Origin of the sequence: Klebsiella sp. K-Nf6 (genome assembly GCF_002806655.1) — a bacterium.
Taxonomy (GTDB): domain Bacteria; phylum Pseudomonadota; class Gammaproteobacteria; order Enterobacterales; family Enterobacteriaceae; genus Klebsiella; species Klebsiella variicola.
Map to the genome: position 1 here is coordinate 42,178 of NZ_PIBN01000012.1, position 15,806 is coordinate 57,983.

Consider the following 15,806-nt stretch of genomic DNA (forward strand, 5'->3'; position numbering starts at 1 on the left):
TGCAGCTGAATGATGATAAGCAAAGTTGGCTAATGCAGTACAGGAGGGCATATGACCTGGTTCATAGACCGACGCCTGAACGGGAAAAACAAAAGCGCCGTCAATCGCCAGCGCTTTTTGCGCCGTTATAAGGCGCAGATTAAACAGTCGATTTCCGAGGCTATCAACAAGCGCTCGGTCACCGATATTGAGAGCGGAGAATCCGTCTCGATCCCGACGGACGATATCAACGAGCCGATGTTTCATCAGGGTCGCGGCGGCCTGCGCAACCGCGTCCACCCGGGCAACGATCATTTTGTGCAAAACGACCGGATTGAGCGCCCGCAGGGCGGTGGCGGCGGCGGTGGTGGCGGTCAGGGGCAAGCCAGCGCCGACGGCGAAGGGAAGGATGAGTTTGTCTTCCAGATTTCAAAAGATGAGTACCTGGATCTGTTATTTGAAGATCTCGCCCTGCCGAACCTGAAGAAGAATCAGCACCGGCAGTTGAACGAGTTTAAAACCCATCGCGCGGGCTTTACCTCGAATGGGGTGCCAGCCAACATCAGCGTGGTGCGTTCGCTGCAGAACTCGCTGGCCCGCCGTACGGCGATGACCGCCGGCAAGCGCCGTGAACTGCGCGCCCTGGAGGAGGATCTGGAGACCATCAGCCGCAGCGAACCGGTGCAGCTGCTGGAGGAGGAGCGCCTGCGCAAAGAGATTGCCGAGCTGCGCGCCAAAATTGAACGGGTGCCGTTTATCGACACCTTTGACTTACGCTACAAAAATTACGAAAAACGGCCGGAGCCCTCCAGCCAGGCAGTGATGTTCTGCCTGATGGACGTCTCAGGCTCGATGGACCAGGCCACCAAAGACATGGCCAAGCGCTTTTATATCCTGCTGTATCTGTTCCTCAGCCGGACCTATAAAAACGTCGATGTGGTCTATATCCGCCACCATACCCAGGCAAAAGAGGTGGATGAACACGAATTCTTCTATTCTCAGGAAACCGGCGGCACCATCGTCTCCAGCGCCCTGAAGCTGATGGATGAAGTGGTGCAGGCCCGTTATGACCCGGCGCAGTGGAACATCTACGCCGCCCAGGCGTCGGATGGCGACAACTGGGCCGATGACTCCCCGCTGTGCCACGAACTGCTGGCGAAGAAAATCCTGCCGGTGGTGCGTTATTACAGCTACATCGAAATTACCCGCCGGGCGCATCAAACCCTGTGGCGCGAGTATGAACATCTGCAGGCGACCTTTGATAATTTCGCCATGCAGCATATTCGTGACCAGGAAGATATCTACCCGGTATTCCGCGAACTGTTTCACAAGCAGTCATCTAAAAGTGAAGCTTAATTAAATACTCAGCCAGTGAGTCGAGTGACTTGCTGGCTGTTTTCCTCAGACACAAGGCCCGATGGCACATCCATACATCATGTAAAACGGAAACAACGGAGCCAGGGCGACGGCGCCAAGCGAGCTAATCGTTTTGGTCTTATCATTGATTGATACCACAACGGGGTGCGCTAGCTGGTAGGCGGCGGCCAGATCTGACGCATCCGATGCAGTCCAAAATCCTGTCGCTTTAAACAACACCCCGAGGCGATCGTTATCAATCTGCACCGCATGATACTGATTCACCAGCTCGCTATGCTGCCCGGCATCCAGTTTGCGCTGATCCATCACCACCAGATATTCCGCCGTCACCTCATGTTGTTCCACGACAAAGTTAACCCGCACGCCGGAAGCCTGTTGGTGAAAGCGTTCATAAAAGGTCTGATAACGCTGATATTCCTGAGGCACACCGTCACGGACAAAGCGGTAACTGTATTTCGCTGAGCTGGCGACAATACCGGACGCTGAGGGTTTCACCGCCACAATAGTATCCGTAGGCGGTAAGTTTGGCGTGCTGGTACATCCTGCGAGCATTGCCACCACCACCAGCGATAAGACATATTTCATCATTTTCAGCCGTTCCTGTTCGCGATTTTCTCTATGACATCTGGCGTTTTTTTAACACTCCAGGTACAAATCCCTAACCCTGTGTATCATAACTGCCTAATCTGCTTCAAACATTCGCGCGATCGTCAGCGTTGAACTGTTTCTACTCTCAGGAGCCTGCTATGCCCCCTTTTTACCAATTGACGGCTACCCGCCTGCGCGGCCAGCCCCTCTCCATGTCTGACTATGCTGGCAAGGTGGTTCTGGTGGTGAATACGGCCAGCCATTGTGGCTTCACACCGCAATACGCTGGCCTGGAAGCGCTCTACAAAAAGTACGCGGCTCAGGGGCTGGTAGTGCTTGGTTTCCCCTGCAACCAGTTTGGTAAGCAGGAACCCGGCGGCGCGGATGAAATTGAGCAGACCTGTCACGTTAACTACGGCGTGAGCTTCCCGATGTTTGCGAAAGTGGACGTCAACGGCCCCGCCGCACACCCGCTGTTTCGTTATCTGAAACACGCGTTGCCCGGCGTGCTCGGCGGACGGATCAAGTGGAATTTCACCAAGTTCCTCATCGCTCGCGACGGCACACCCCTCACGCGTTTTGCGCCGTTCACGACGCCGGAGAAAATGGAGGACGCCATTGTCGCGGCCCTCACGCGCTGAGTGTTCCCGTCTTGCCACGTTCACCCACCGGTGACTGGCTGCCCATGCAAGGTAGAAGTCGATCGCACGCAGCCAGCAACCGTCTGTTGCTGGCCAATCTTCCTCCTGCCCGGTCATCAGCCTACAGCGGCGACACGGCCTCAACTTCATGCTGAAACACGTAGGGGTCGGAGAGGAGTTCGAATGCGTCGTCGTCCGGATAGGTGACCGCGACGTGATAGTCTTCGCCTGCGAAGGCTTTGACCGCCGCAAGATCCTGCCAGTAGGTGGCGAGAAAGAAATGCGCCCATTCGCCCTGGTTTTCCTGGCGCACCAGCGCGCCTCTGTTGCCGGGGATACCCCGGGCGTGTTCCACGCCGGTCAGCTCAAGGTGGCGGGCAAACCCCTCGGCATGTTGCAATGGCACACAGCCGTGCCAGGTCCTGACAATCATTTGCATTCTCCTGTGGTAATAAACGTCTCACCTTAACATCAGAAACCACCTGTAGGGGAGCGTCGAGATACCGCGCACGGCTCTGAATCCGGTGGCACCTCGCCCTCTGCCCCCGCGGTTATCTCCGGCAGTCGCGCCTCAATCAAAGCGATCACGCTTCTGACCCGTGGCGGAATAAAACGCGCATCGGGATAGACGGCATACAGGAAGCGGTCCGGTAATCGCCAGTCAGCCAGGATCGGCACCAGCCTTCCAGCCCTGAGGGCCCTGGCCGCCAGCGGTCGCTGCATCCCTCCGATGCCGATACCGGATTCCAGCGCCTGCAACAGCGCATCGCTGGTGTTGGCCCGAAAAACGGTCTTAACCTGCACGTCTCTCGTCTCGTCTGCGGAAATTATCCGCAGCGGAGCATCAAGCGGGATGCCGCTAAACCGAACGTGTGGATACTCCGCCAGGTCGTCCACGGACTGGACGGCGTAATGACCTGGTGCCGCAAAGAGCGCCGTTTCAATCCGCGCCAGAACCCGCGCAGCATGGGATGGCGGCGGCTCATGGCCGAGACGCAGCGCCACATCCACCCCTTCGGTAACCAGATCGGCGATCCGATCGTCGAGCGACAGCATCAGGTGCAGTTCAGGATACTGTTTTTGCAGCGCCAGCAGATGCGGCAGCAGAAGACTGCCAAGACCGCTTGGCAACTGGACATGCACCCGCCCCTGAAACTGAGGCTCCGCCGGGTTGAGCCGCCTTTCCGCCTCCTGCATGGCGTTCAGCACCCGCTGCATATCACGCCGGTAATGTTCACCCTGTTCAGTGAGCATCATGGCCCGCGTCGTACGATGGAGTAATACCACGCCAAGCTCCTGTTCGAGCGCGGCGATTTGCTGACTGACGGCAGATTGCTTCATCCCGAGCTGCCGGGCGGCTGCGGAAAATGAGCCGGCTTCGGCAACGCGCAGAAAGGTGGCGATGGCGGTGAGCTTATTATTCATTTCATGATTCTGCTGATAAGTGTCATCCGTTTCATGGGATAGGTGGCAAAAAAATAATCTAGCACACTGTGTCGGTCACCTTCCCAGGAGAAACACCATGAACAAGACATCCTCTCAGGTCGCACTGGTCGCTGGCAGCAGCGGCATCGTTGGTCGCCAGCTGGTCAACACCCTGTTACATCGTGGATGGGAGGTTATCGGCCTCAGCCACCGCGCCCTGTCGCAACCGGAGGCGATCCCGATGATTCACGTCGATTTACGCGATGCCCGGCACAGTGCGCAAGCGCTCCAGCCGCTGTCCACCGTGACCCACATTTTTTACAGTGCCTGGATGAATGCCGGAAACTGGAGCGAAATGGTGGAACCGAACGTTACCATGCTGCGTCATCTGGTCAGCCACGTCGAACAAAACGCCCCGCTGCAGGCGGTCAGCCTGATGCAGGGGTATAAAGTGTATGGCGCCCATCTTGGCCCCTTTAAAACCCCGGCGCGGGAAAGCGACCCCGGCGTACCCGGGGCTGAATTTAACGCCGCTCAACTTGCGTGGCTCCGCCACTTTCAACAAGGCAAAACCTGGCACTGGAGCGCTATCAGGCCCGGCGTGGTGGGCAGCCCGGTGCCGGGTAACGCCATGAATCTTGCGTTAAGCATCGCGCTGTACGCGTCACTGTGCAAAGCCCTGGGTTTACCGCTGCGCTTTCCCGGCACGTTAACCACCTGGCACAGCATTGTCGATCATACTGACGCCGACCTGCTGGCGGAGGCCACGCTGTGGGCCGCCACCTCACCGGCGGGGGAGAACGAGGCCTTCAACGTCAATAATGGTGATATCTGGCGCTGGTGCGAGCTGTGGCCGCGCATCGCGCAGTGGTTTGAACTGGAATGCGCCCCGCCGGTCCGGCTCTCATTTCATCAGTTATTCAGTGACTACCGTGCCGTCTGGCGCGAGCTGGCCGCAGAGCGGTTGGTGGAAACGGACATTCTGCGCCTGAGCGACGGTCAGTTTGCCGATTTCGTGTTCGGCTGGCAGTACGACATGTTTGGCGATGGCAGTAAACTGCGCCGGGCTGGCTTCCAGCGGATGCAGGCCACAGACGAGATGTTTTTCAGCCTGTTTTCGCAGCTGAGAACGGCGCGGGTGATCCCCTGAGCGTCAGCGTCAGGGCAACGCCAGCCGATCTTGATGGTCCGCAAAGAGGGTGATGAGATGGTCGGCGATAACCCGCACGCGTCTGGACCCGGCCAGGTCGGAATGCATCACCAGCCAAAGTGTCTGATCCGCACCGATCTCCGGCTGCAGGCACTGCAGCCCGTTGGCCCGCGCCATAAAGTGCGGCAGGACGCCCAGTCCAAGTCCCGCTGATACCGCGGAAACCTGGGCCACGAGCGTATTGGCTTCGACTTTACACGGTCGCCCTCGCAGGGTGCGCGTGATCCATTGGGCGGCCGGCAGGTGCTGGTGAGTCTCCGGCCACCCTACAAAGTCCGCCTCGCTCAGCGACTGGCCGTCCGCACCGGCCAGGTAGCCGGCGGCGCCATAGACGCCAAACCCCACCGTCCCCAGCCGCTTTAAGGTCAAATGCCCGGCGTCAGGCTTAACCATGCGGATCGCCAGATCGGCATCCCGACGGTGCAGGTTCACCGGCTGCACACCGCTCAGCACCTCCACCCGCAGGTCAGGATAGTGGTCCAGGAGCCCTTTCAGGGACGGCAAAATAAAATGCGTGGCCAGGTTATCCGAGGTGGCCAGGCGGACAACCCCGGCGACATGCCCCTGCAGTTGCGCCGCCTCGCCGAACGCCAGGCCTGCGTATTCCAGCGCCTCCGCCCGCGCGAGCAGGGCTTCGCCATCGTCGGTCAGGCGATAGCCGCTCTGATGGCGGCTAAAAAGCGGGACTTTCAGCGACTGTTCCAGCCTATCCAGCCTGCGGGACACCGTGGCAATCCCCATGTTCATCTTGTCGGCGGCGCCGCTTAGCGTTCCCGCCCGGGCGATGGCGAGGAATATGCGCGCATCGTCCCAGTTAAACTCTGCCGTCATCTCTTTTCCATTTATGGAAAACGGATCTCCGTTTTCTGCTCTTTTTTATCATTTTCGCAGGGATGATACTGCACGCCACTCGCGGAGACAAACTGGCCATCCGATCGCCGGTTCTCTCCTCACCTGAACGTCCGTGCACCATGCGCGGCCTCCCCCTCTTAGGATACGCCTGACATGAAAGAGATTGCTTTACCCCTTAACCCAACCCCGACGCGCGTCTGGATAGCCGTCATTGCGCTCGGGATCTGCGCCTTTTCGATCGTCACCAGCGAACTGGCGCCGGTGGGCATGCTCAGCGCCCTGGCGGCGGATTTTCACCAGACGGAATCCAGCATGGGCCTTGCCGTCACCGCCTACGGCTGGGTGGGCGCCCTGGCGGCCCTCCTTTCCGGCGCGATGCCGGCGCGTATTTCACGCAAGGCGCTGCTGGTCGGGCTCATGCTGACCCTGGCGCTTTCCTGCCTCGCCGCGACCCGGTCTTATTCCATGTTCGCCCTGATGAGCGCTCGCATGATTGGCGCCCTGGCGCATGGCGCCTTCTGGGCCTTAATTGGCATCGTCGCCGCGCAGCTGGTCCCGCCGCACCGGCTGGGGCTGGCTACGGCGATCGTTTTTGGCGGTGTGTCAGCGGCCAGCGTGGTGGGGGTACCGCTGGCGAGCTTTATCGCCATCCACATGGGCTGGCGACACGCGTTTTTGGCGGTGGCCTTGTTATCACTGGCAGCAGCGGCAGTGCTATGCTCGACGCTGCCCGCGCTGGCCGCGCCCACCCCGGTCAGGCTGGGTGTTTATCGCGATATCTTCCGTAATCCGCTGCTGTGGGGTCTGTATGGCGCCACAGCCTGCATCATTACCGCTCACTTTGCCGCCTTCACCTATGTTGAACCGCTGCTGATAACACTGCAGGGAGTACCCGCGACCGCCCTCTCCGGCCTGCTGCTGTTATCAGGGGTTTCCGGGCTGGTGGGTAACGTTATCGCCGGTAAGCTTATCGATCGTCATCTGAAGGGGCTTATTTTTGCTTCACTGCTGCTGAGCGGGGGCGCGCTGGCGATCCTCGGCACCGGACGACTTGCGCCCCTGCCTTTCTGTTTTAGCGGGCTGCTGTTAGCCCTGTGGGGCGCCGGTATCGCGATTGTGTTCGTCGGCTTACAGACCTGGCTGCTGCGCAGCGCAGGCGCGGTCGCCCAGCCGGCGTCAGCCATTTACGTGGCTATTTTTAATGCCGCCATCGGCACCGGGGCGCTTGTCGGCGGCCAGCTGATCGCCACCGCGGGCTTGTCAGGCATGGCGTGGCTGGCGGCGGGGATCATGGCGTGCAGTACGCTGCTGATCGCCCTGCTGAAAGCGCCCTCAGACCGCTAAAGGCTGCCCTGTAAAACCGCGTTTTCACGATCCAGGGTGAAGACCTGCCACGCGACCTGGGTCGTGCTCAGGGTAAAAATGGCCGTCGCCAGCGTATTTTCGTCATCCGGATCTTCCGCAGACAGCCGGTAAATCGGTAACAGCGGATCATGCTGGTCGGAGAGCATCGCTTTCGCTGTTACCCCATCCAGCGACGGGTTCGTCGCCAGCCACGCGTCCAGGCGCTGCTGGCGTGAGCCGGAGCTCCCGGTCACGATCTGTTCAATGGTCTCAAGCTGGGGATGGATCAGATGGTTGGCATGCCCAAAGGTGGCGGTCAGCTGACGCACTGAGCTGCCGGAGCCGGTAGCTTCAACGCTAAACAGACGGCTATCGCCCATTTGACCCAGCGTGTGGTGAAACGCGCCCGCGCGCGGTGTCGCGGTCAGCAGGGTAATGGCGTCATCTAACGTGGTGGCATTCAGCGATGCGCGGGCCAGTATCTGGCGCGGCATCCCCTCCGGACGATGCACGGCACGAATATTGTTGACCGTATTGACTATCCCCTTCTCATTCACCGCGAAGGTGTGCCCGCACAGGGAGCCGGGGTAGGCGAAGCTGGTGAAGGCGAGGCCCACATCCGGTGTCACGTGGACGATGGCGCAGTCACCGCGCAGCTGCGGGAAGCCATCTTCATTATGCGCAATAATTAACTCGCCCTCAGCGCTTATCCCCGCCAGGGTAGTGCAGCCATCCGACGTCGAACGCACCAGATCGCCGCGACAGTTCCAGGCAAACACCTCATCCACCGGCGCCTGCAGCCCCTCCGCCATACCCTCCAGTTCCTGCCAGATCAGCGGGAACTGAGCCAGCACGGCTGCGCGCATGCGCTGGGTTTGTTCCGCCGTTTTCATGGCGGTGACGGTTTGCCAAAGCGCCGTTTGCCTGATTTTAGTATGCCAGGCCTCACGGCCAAACGCGCCAAGCTGCTGACCGACCGCATAGGCGGAACCACGGATTGCGATTGTTTTCATATTGTCATCATTCACTTATGTTCAGGATACGTGTTGCAAAAACTCTTGCAGACGCGGATTGCTGCTGGCAGTGAGCAGCACCTCAGGTGAACCATCTTCGGCAATGGTGCCGCCATCAATAAAGATCAACCGGGAAGCCACCTCTCTGGCAAAGCCAATCTCATGGGTCACAATCACCATCGTCATGCCCTCTTCGGCCAGCGAGCGCATGACCTTTAACACCTCATGCCGCAGTTCGGGATCGAGGGCGGATGTTGGTTCATCAAATAACATCATTTTGGGTTTTACCGCCAGGGCACGAGCTATCGCCACGCGTTGCTGCTGCCCCCCAGAGAGCTCTGCCGGATAGTGGTTGGCGCGTTCACGCAGACCCACGCGGTCCAGCAACGCCAGCGCCTGCTCCCGCGCCGCGGCCTTACTCTGCTTACGCACGCGAACCGGACCGAACATGACATTCTCAAGGGCGGTCAGATGCGGGAACAAATGAAACTGTTGAAACACCATACCGGCTTCGCGGCGAATATCACACTCATTCGCGTGCGGATCCGTAATATGCATGCCCGCCACCAGCAGCGTTCCCGAGGAGATCTCCTCCAGTTTGTTAATGCAGCGTAACAGGGTCGATTTGCCCGAGCCGGAGGGGCCAATGATCACCACCACCTCGCCCGCTTCAATCTTTAAATTGATATCGTGCAGCACCTGAGTGGCGCCGAAGTTTTTCGCCACCGCGCTAAATTCAACCATGCTCATAAAATATGGATCCTTTTCTCAAGTTGTTTCAGCAGGAAGCTCAGGCACAATGTCAAAAACAGATAAATCATCGCCACCGCCGTCCACACCTCCAGCGCCCGAAAGTTACCGGCAATAATCTCTTGTCCCTGGCGGGTTAATTCTGCCACGCCAATCACAATAAATAGCGATGTATCTTTTATACTGATAATCCATTGATTGCCTAACGCCGGGATCATTCGCCGAAAAGCCAGCGGCATAATGACATGTAATAGGGTGCTGCGTGGCGATAACCCCATCGCCAGGCTGGCTTCTTTAAAACCTTTATTGATCGACAGAATCGCGCCCCGGGTGATCTCGGCTATATAAGCGCCGGAGTTAATCACAATGGTAATAATTGCGGCAGGAACCGGGTCAATACGCACCGGCAACACCATCGGCAGGGCGAAGTAGATAAACATCACCTGCACCATGATCGGCGTTCCACGAATTAATTCCACAAACACCAGCGATACCGTTTTTGATATTTTACCCCCTAATGCGCGGCAGGTACCCGCCAGCAAGCCAATGACTAACCCACCTAACAAACCGGACAAAGATATAATCAGCGTCAGCTGCAAGCCCTGCATCAGCAGCGGTAAAGCATCCCAAATATAGCGACTGTCAAAATTCATCATTCTACCCGTCAAGAAGAAATGAGGCCGGATCGCTCCGACCTGGCAGGGTTATTTCGGCTGCTTAGCAAACCATTTAACGTAAATCTTGTCGTAGGTACCATCGGCACGCAGCGCCTGCAGAGCCTGGTTCACTTTTGGCGTCAGGCTGCTGTTTTTCTGCATCGCAAAGCCATATTGCTGTGGCAGAATGCTGTCCGTCTCACCGGTGGATTTGACCTTGCCATTACCCGCCGTCTTCACGTAGTAAAGGACATTCGGCGAATCGTGAACGACGGCATCGAGATTGCCGGCCTGCAGATCAAGGTAGGCGTTATCGATGTTCGGGAACTCGATATAATTCGCTTTATATTTGCTTTTCATAAAGCTGGCCGCCGCCGTCCCCTGCTTAAGGCCAACTTTTTTCCCGGTCAAATCACTGAATTTGGCAATGGAATTATCAGTACTTTTCACGGCTATTAACAGGTCGGCATTATAATACCCATCACTGAAATCCACGACCTGTTTACGCGCATCGGTAATGGTTATGCCGGCCATCGCCACGTCCAGATTACGCGACTGCAGTCCGGGGATGAGGCCGCCGAAATCCATCGGCCTTAATTCGTAGCTGATATGCATTTTCTTTGCGATAGCGTCCCACAAATCGATATCAAAGCCGACATATTTATCACCTTGTTTAAATTCAAAAGGGACAAAAGCGGTATCCACGCCCACCGTTATTTTGTCCTGGGCTGCTGTCACAAAACTGGCAGAACAAATAACCAAAGCCAGCGTCAGTTTTAATTTATTAAATAGTCCAGTCATAATTACCCTCAGCGTCAATGAAATGGCATGCAACGAATATCAGCCTGCGATATATATCGCCGGAAGAACCAATAACAACACTTGATATGCAGGGCGCATTATTATGCGCCCGAATGAAAAGGCTAACTTATTCAGAAAATAGAGAGTCGGTGGTATCCGGTACGGGCGTCTGGGCGCTGTTCATCACCATGGAGAGAAAACTGTAATAACCGTTTATCCCAATCAGATCCACCACGCCCTTCTCACCCCATAAATCAACGGCTTGTTGCCAGGTGCTATCACTCACCTTTTGCTGTTGATGCAGTTGCTGACAGAAGTCATAGATCACCTGCTCATCGGGCCGGAGATCGTCTGGCAGACGCTGTTGCTTAATCGCCTGCACCGCCGCGGCAGAGATGCCCTTCTCACGTGCTATAGGCGCATGGATCGCCCACTCTACCGGCTGTGACCAGTGCCGTGCGGTCAGCAAAATCGCCAGTTCAGAAAGACGCTGACCCAGCGCGCTGCGATAACGTAAATACTCCCCCATACGCTGGGCATGCGCCATCAGCTCGGGACTACGCAGCAGCGGCTCAAAAGGCGGCAGTAAGGCGCCGCGCGGCCCATTGATGATCTCTTCCGCTAACTGACGTTGCTGCTCGTCCCATTCCTGTTCCGCCAGGGGCGGTAAACGATTGATCATAATTTCCCCGTCTCTTCGCGGATCACGCTGTTCAGCGTATCGACCACAAAGTCGATCTGCGCCGGGGTGATGATAAACGGCGGCGCGATCAGGATGTGATCGCCATACTGACCATCGATCGTGCCGCCCATGGGATAGACCATCAACCCACGCGCCATACAATTTGCTTTGATCGCAGCATGCAGCTTCAGGGCAGGGTCGAACGGGGTTTTGTTGTCTTTATCGCGCACCAGCTCGACGCCGGCAAACAGGCCGCGTCCGCGCGTATCGCCGACATGCGGTAACTCACCCAGCACCTCGCGCAGGGCCTGTTGCAGATAGGCACCCTGCTGTTTGACGGCAGCCAGTAAATTATCGCGCGCAATCACCTGCTGCACCGCCAGAGCTGCCGACGCGGCAGTAGCATGACAAATGTAAGTGTGACCATGCTGGAACAACCCGCTGCCCGCCTTCAGCGCGGAAACAATGGTCTCACTCGCCAGTACCGCCCCGATCGGCTGATAACCCCCGCCGAGTCCCTTGGCGATGGTCACTAAATCAGGCACCACGTCGTCTTGCTCAAACGCGTGCAGCGTCCCGGTCCGCCCCATACCGCACATGACCTCATCGGCGATATACAGGATGCCGTATTTATCGCACAGGCGGCGCACCCCCTTCAGATAGCCCGGCGTCGGCGGCGTGGCCCCCGTCGTCGCCCCCACTACGGTTTCCGCACAGAAACCGATAATCGTTTCCGGGCCGGCCTCAAGGATGGCTTGCTCCAGCTCATTAAGCAGACGTTCGGTATACTGTTGCTGGGTCTCGTCAGCCCGGCGATCGCGGTACTCATTGCAGGCTGAGACGCGGATAACATCCATTAATAAGGGGGCAAACTGGCGACGGCGCCATTCGTTACCACCCACCGCCAGCGCGCCCAACGTATTGCCGTGATAGCTCTGTTTACGGGCGATAAATCGGGTGCGCGATGGCTGGCCGATCTCCACAAAGTACTGCCGCGCCATCTTCAGCGCCGTCTCTATTGCCTCGGATCCGCCCGAGACAAAGTAGGCATAGTTAAGCTCGCCGGGTGCCGTGCGGGTGAGATGGTCGGCCAGCTGCTCTACAACATCACTGGTAAAGAAACTGGTATGCGCATAGGCCAGCTGATCGATCTGGCGGTGCATCGCCGCCAGCACATCAGGGTGTGCGTGTCCGAGGCAGGAAACCGCCGCCCCGCCGCAGGCATCAAGATACGGTTTTCCCTGGGCATCAAAGATATAGGCCCCCTGGGCACGGGAGGCCACGATCGGCGTGCTACGCAGGCTGCGGTGAATGACATGACTCATACTGGGTTCTGCTCCTGAATCCGCTACATTAATTGAGCGTATCTTGCAGGATCCATTTGGATCACGTCAACGAAATAAAGATATGAATGCATCCGTTATTCTTATACCAGATACATTTGAATCATTTATCAGGATTTACCGGGGATCACATAGGCGCCAGAATCGATAAGATAGCGTTCGGCACTTTCAATTTTACTCACCGCCTCACGGCCGTGGCGCACCACCAGCATCGCCAGTAAACACTCTGCCAGCCCCATGCCGGAGACCACGGAAGGGAAAAATGATGGACTGTCGATGGAAAACAGCAGCGTGCAGTCTGCCGCCTGCGCTAAAGGGGAAACCGGCGAGTCGGTGATGGCGAGGATCTTCGCCCCTGCCTGCCGGGCTGCCTGTAAAACATCCAGTGATTCGCGTGAATAGGGCGCAAAGCTGGTGAGTAAGACGCAATCCCGGCTGGTCAGTTCGCGGGTGAAAACTTCGATATTGCTGGCCAGGCCGTCGATTAACGATACCTGCCGGTTGAACAGTCGATAGACATAAAACAGCGACCACGCGATCGGAAAGCTGGCGCGGAATCCGCAGATATAGACATTCTCCGCGCTATCGAGCAAGGTCACCGCCTGCTCCATCTCCTGCGCATTTTCGTTTTGCGTAAAGGTCAGATTCGCCTGATGCGCCTGAAAAACCTCTTTATACAGCTGCGTTTGCGTCCCGCGGGCCATCATTTTTTCCGCTTTTGATACGTATGTATCATTGCGCAGCCCCAGGTCGTCAATGAAATCGCTTTTCAGCTCGCTCCAGCCGCGGTAGCCCAGCCGCTGCGCCAGACGCAGCAGCGTCGCCGGTTTTACCCCAGCTTCCGCCGCGAAGGCACGCATCGATAACACCACCAGTTGGCTGGCATTTTGCAGTGAGAACTCGGCGGCGCGTTGCAGCTCGGGTGACAACCCGCCGAATTCATTAATGATTTTTTCCCTGAGATTCATGGCAGCTACTTACTGGTTTTAAGTGAAAGCTATCTAATCATATTTGAGATCAAGACTCTATAGGTGGCTAACGACCTCGCGGGTCACATCCGTCCCCCCTTCTCGTTGCTGGCGTGCTTTACTTCAAATATGGCGCAAGAGGAATGTCACTGGCCGGTGGGAAAAGGTATGCTCTTATCAGGGGGCGTTGCACATCAAAGCCCTGTTCACTGCTGGAAATCTCACCATGGCACGCAACCGCACTTTTTCTCTCAATCTCCGTTGGCGAGCGCTGCTCAAAGACGCAGGGATGGAGCCTGAACATCTCCTCCGCCAGGCCAATTTGCCGGACGACACCTTTTCAGACATCAATCGCGGTCTGACTACCGATGAGTATCTGCGTTTCTGGCGCGTGCTAGAAAAAGAAAGCGACGACCAGGCCTTTCCTTTGCCTTTTGTAGAAAGGGTCTCTGCGGAAGTGTTTGATCCCCCGCTGTTCGCCGCCTTGTGTAGTACCCACATGATGCAGGCGGTCCAGCGGCTGGCCAAGTATAAACTGCTTATTGCCCCCATGGTGCTGGAGACGACGGTCGTGCAGAACGGCACGCTGACAGTGTCTCCGCGCTGGCTGGGAGCAACAGAAATCCCTGCCTCTCTGGAAGTGGCGGAACTGGCATTTTTACTTCGCCTGAACCGACTGGCCACCCGCGAACCGGTTCAGGCCGTGAAAGTGACGCTCTCACAGCCCCTCACCCGCCAGCAGACCCACCACTTTTCAGCCTTCTTCGGCACGACCATACAGCGTGGAAAGCGGGCGACCATCAGCTTTGCCGCCGCTGATGCCCTGCGGCCCTTTTTGACGGTGAACGAGGGTATGTGGCAGGTCTTTGAGCCGGAGCTGCAGCGTCGTCTCAGCCAGCTTAGCGATCAGGCCTCAACGGCTGAACGTGTTCATGCAGTTCTGCTGGAGCTTCTGCCGGGCAACGACGCCTCTATCGACAATACGGCGCAACGTCTGGGAATGAGTAAACGCACCCTGCAGCGCAGGCTGGAGCAGGAGGGAGAGAATTATCGCGCCCTTGTTCACGCTTGTCGCGAAGCGCTGGCTCGCCACTATCTTCTCAATACCACGCTTTCCGGTTATGAGATCGCCTTTCTGCTCGGTTTTGAAGATCCGAATTCCTTCTACCGGGCTTTTATGGCGTGGACCGGCCAGACGCCAGAAACCCTCAGAGACATGATGCGCCTCAACTAAGCGCGCGTCATGGCGCGCTTTGCCAGTATTGTGGCGCACCGTGCCAGCGACACCGCGCCTGACAGCAGGCACACTCGGCGCAGTCTACTTGCCGAGGTGCTTATGTTTATTCAGGAAAATAAAACCGCGCTGGTCACCGGCGCATCGTCAGGGATGGGGAAAGCCATTGCCCGTCGTCTTATCCAGGAGGGTTACCAGGTTTACGTTGCTGCCCGGCAACTCGGGAAAATGGACGATCTGGCTTCGCTAGGGGCCCAATGCCTGCAGATGGATCTCTCACGGCAGGACGATCGGCTGGCGGTCGTGAACACCATTCTGTCTCAGACCGGAGGGGTCGATGTACTGGTCAATAATGCCGGTTTTGGCCTGTATGGCCCGGTCGAAGAGATCGGTATCGATGAGGCTCGCTACCAGTTTGAGGTCAATCTCTTCGGCGCGGCGCATCTCACGCAACTACTGCTTCCCGCGATGCGCGCCCGCCGTCGCGGATATATTGTCAATATCTCTTCCATGGGTGGCAAGATGTATAGCGTCCTCGGCGCATGGTACCACGCCACCAAACATGCACTTGAGGGATGGTCAGACTGCCTGCGGCTGGAAGTTGCCGACTTCGGCATCAAGGTGGTTATCATCGAACCTGGAGTGATTGAAACCGGCTTCGGCGATGCGGCCAGTGAAAGTATTGTCAAACGTTCGGCCACAGGACCGTATGGTCAGTTGGTAAAAGGGGTCGCCCTGTCGATCCAAAAAACGTACGGCCATGGCACCGGCAGCGACCCGCAGACGATCGCCGAGGTGGTCCTGGTCGCGGTGAATGCCTCAAATCCACGCCCCCGTTATGCCGTCGGTAAGTATGCCAAATTGCTTATCCGGATGCGTGTCTGGCTGGGCGACCGTCTTTTCGATCGTATTATCCTCAGCCAGATGCGCTGAGGTCATGTTC

General features: G+C 57.4%; 16 protein-coding genes and 1 pseudogene. 6 read left to right on the forward strand and 11 right to left on the reverse strand.

The genetic code is table 11. The features are described 5' to 3' along the window. Positions 1-51 precede the first annotated feature (51 nt). Positions 52-1,335 (forward strand): YeaH/YhbH family protein, encoded by a 1,284-nt coding sequence (locus CWM61_RS19025; RefSeq protein WP_012968476.1) that lies wholly within the window; start codon positions 52-54, stop codon positions 1,333-1,335. 45 nt (positions 1,336-1,380) lie between these two features. Here the strand turns inward: CWM61_RS19025 and CWM61_RS19030 are convergent, their stop codons facing one another. Next, complete coding sequence (locus CWM61_RS19030) at positions 1,381-1,944, reverse strand: hypothetical protein (RefSeq protein ID WP_074386235.1); 564 nt, start codon at positions 1,942-1,944, stop codon at positions 1,381-1,383. A gap of 158 nt (positions 1,945-2,102) precedes the next feature. On the opposite strand from CWM61_RS19030, the gene CWM61_RS19035 reads away from it, so the two are divergent. Further along, positions 2,103-2,585, forward strand: a complete 483-nt coding sequence (locus CWM61_RS19035; protein ID WP_074386236.1) for a glutathione peroxidase — start codon at positions 2,103-2,105, stop codon at positions 2,583-2,585. Between the two features lie 121 nt (positions 2,586-2,706). On the opposite strand, the gene CWM61_RS19040 is transcribed toward CWM61_RS19035, so the two are convergent. Together CWM61_RS19040 and CWM61_RS19045 are read right to left on the reverse strand one after the other, a co-directional pair. Next, positions 2,707-3,018, reverse strand: coding sequence for a hypothetical protein (locus CWM61_RS19040; RefSeq protein ID WP_029884489.1), 312 nt, complete (start codon positions 3,016-3,018; stop codon positions 2,707-2,709). Between the two features lie 116 nt (positions 3,019-3,134). Beyond that, a pseudogene (locus CWM61_RS19045) lies at positions 3,135-4,010 on the reverse strand (LysR family transcriptional regulator); the annotation flags it as partial. Positions 4,011-4,107: 97 nt separating this feature from the next. Here CWM61_RS19045 and CWM61_RS19050 point away from each other — a divergent pair. Continuing rightward, entirely contained in the window at positions 4,108-5,160 is a 1,053-nt protein-coding gene (locus tag CWM61_RS19050; protein WP_100631722.1) for an SDR family oxidoreductase, read from the forward strand. 9 nt (positions 5,161-5,169) lie between these two features. Here the strand turns inward: CWM61_RS19050 and CWM61_RS19055 are convergent, their stop codons facing one another. Then, a complete protein-coding gene (locus CWM61_RS19055) occupies positions 5,170-6,051 on the reverse strand; it encodes a LysR family transcriptional regulator (protein ID WP_074386238.1) in 882 nt (293 codons plus the stop codon). A 174-nt stretch (positions 6,052-6,225) separates the two neighbouring features. Here CWM61_RS19055 and CWM61_RS19060 point away from each other — a divergent pair, with 174 nt between their 5' ends. Then, positions 6,226-7,416: an MFS transporter gene (locus CWM61_RS19060; protein WP_100631723.1), complete on the forward strand. Its 1,191-nt coding sequence runs from the start codon at positions 6,226-6,228 to the stop codon at positions 7,414-7,416. On the opposite strand, the gene CWM61_RS19065 is transcribed toward CWM61_RS19060, so the two are convergent. From CWM61_RS19065 to CWM61_RS19095, 7 genes are all read right to left on the reverse strand, one after another. Beyond that, positions 7,413-8,429: a C45 family autoproteolytic acyltransferase/hydolase gene (locus CWM61_RS19065; RefSeq protein ID WP_074386240.1), complete on the reverse strand. Its 1,017-nt coding sequence runs from the start codon at positions 8,427-8,429 to the stop codon at positions 7,413-7,415. The two genes, CWM61_RS19060 and CWM61_RS19065, sit on opposite strands and share 4 nt — an antisense overlap. Positions 8,430-8,450: 21 nt before the next feature. After that, positions 8,451-9,173 carry a glutamine ABC transporter ATP-binding protein GlnQ gene (gene glnQ, locus CWM61_RS19070; RefSeq protein WP_012542105.1) on the reverse strand — a complete coding sequence of 241 codons (723 nt, stop codon included), beginning with the start codon at positions 9,171-9,173 and terminating at the stop codon, positions 8,451-8,453. 2 nt (positions 9,174-9,175) lie between these two features. Beyond that, positions 9,176-9,832 carry a glutamine ABC transporter permease GlnP gene (glnP, locus tag CWM61_RS19075; protein WP_100631724.1) on the reverse strand — a complete coding sequence of 219 codons (657 nt, stop codon included), beginning with the start codon at positions 9,830-9,832 and terminating at the stop codon, positions 9,176-9,178. A gap of 51 nt (positions 9,833-9,883) precedes the next feature. Continuing rightward, positions 9,884-10,636 carry a glutamine ABC transporter substrate-binding protein GlnH gene (glnH, locus tag CWM61_RS19080; RefSeq protein ID WP_008807644.1) on the reverse strand — a complete coding sequence of 251 codons (753 nt, stop codon included), beginning with the start codon at positions 10,634-10,636 and terminating at the stop codon, positions 9,884-9,886. A 127-nt stretch (positions 10,637-10,763) separates the two neighbouring features. Next, positions 10,764-11,318 (reverse strand): carboxymuconolactone decarboxylase family protein, encoded by a 555-nt coding sequence (locus CWM61_RS19085; RefSeq protein ID WP_176713421.1) that lies wholly within the window; start codon positions 11,316-11,318, stop codon positions 10,764-10,766. After that, positions 11,315-12,643: an aspartate aminotransferase family protein gene (locus tag CWM61_RS19090; RefSeq protein WP_022065498.1), complete on the reverse strand. Its 1,329-nt coding sequence runs from the start codon at positions 12,641-12,643 to the stop codon at positions 11,315-11,317. The genes CWM61_RS19085 and CWM61_RS19090 overlap by 4 nt, the downstream gene beginning before the upstream one ends. Before the next feature lie 128 nt (positions 12,644-12,771). Then, positions 12,772-13,629 carry a MurR/RpiR family transcriptional regulator gene (locus CWM61_RS19095; protein WP_074386242.1) on the reverse strand — a complete coding sequence of 286 codons (858 nt, stop codon included), beginning with the start codon at positions 13,627-13,629 and terminating at the stop codon, positions 12,772-12,774. Between the two features lie 226 nt (positions 13,630-13,855). On the opposite strand from CWM61_RS19095, the gene CWM61_RS19100 reads away from it, so the two are divergent. Further along, on the forward strand, positions 13,856-14,863 hold the full coding sequence (locus tag CWM61_RS19100) for an AraC family transcriptional regulator (protein WP_074386243.1): 1,008 nt from the start codon (positions 13,856-13,858) through the stop codon (positions 14,861-14,863). A 102-nt stretch (positions 14,864-14,965) separates the two neighbouring features. After that, on the forward strand, positions 14,966-15,796 hold the full coding sequence (locus tag CWM61_RS19105) for an oxidoreductase (protein WP_061156380.1): 831 nt from the start codon (positions 14,966-14,968) through the stop codon (positions 15,794-15,796). The last annotated feature ends 10 nt before the right edge of the window (positions 15,797-15,806 follow it).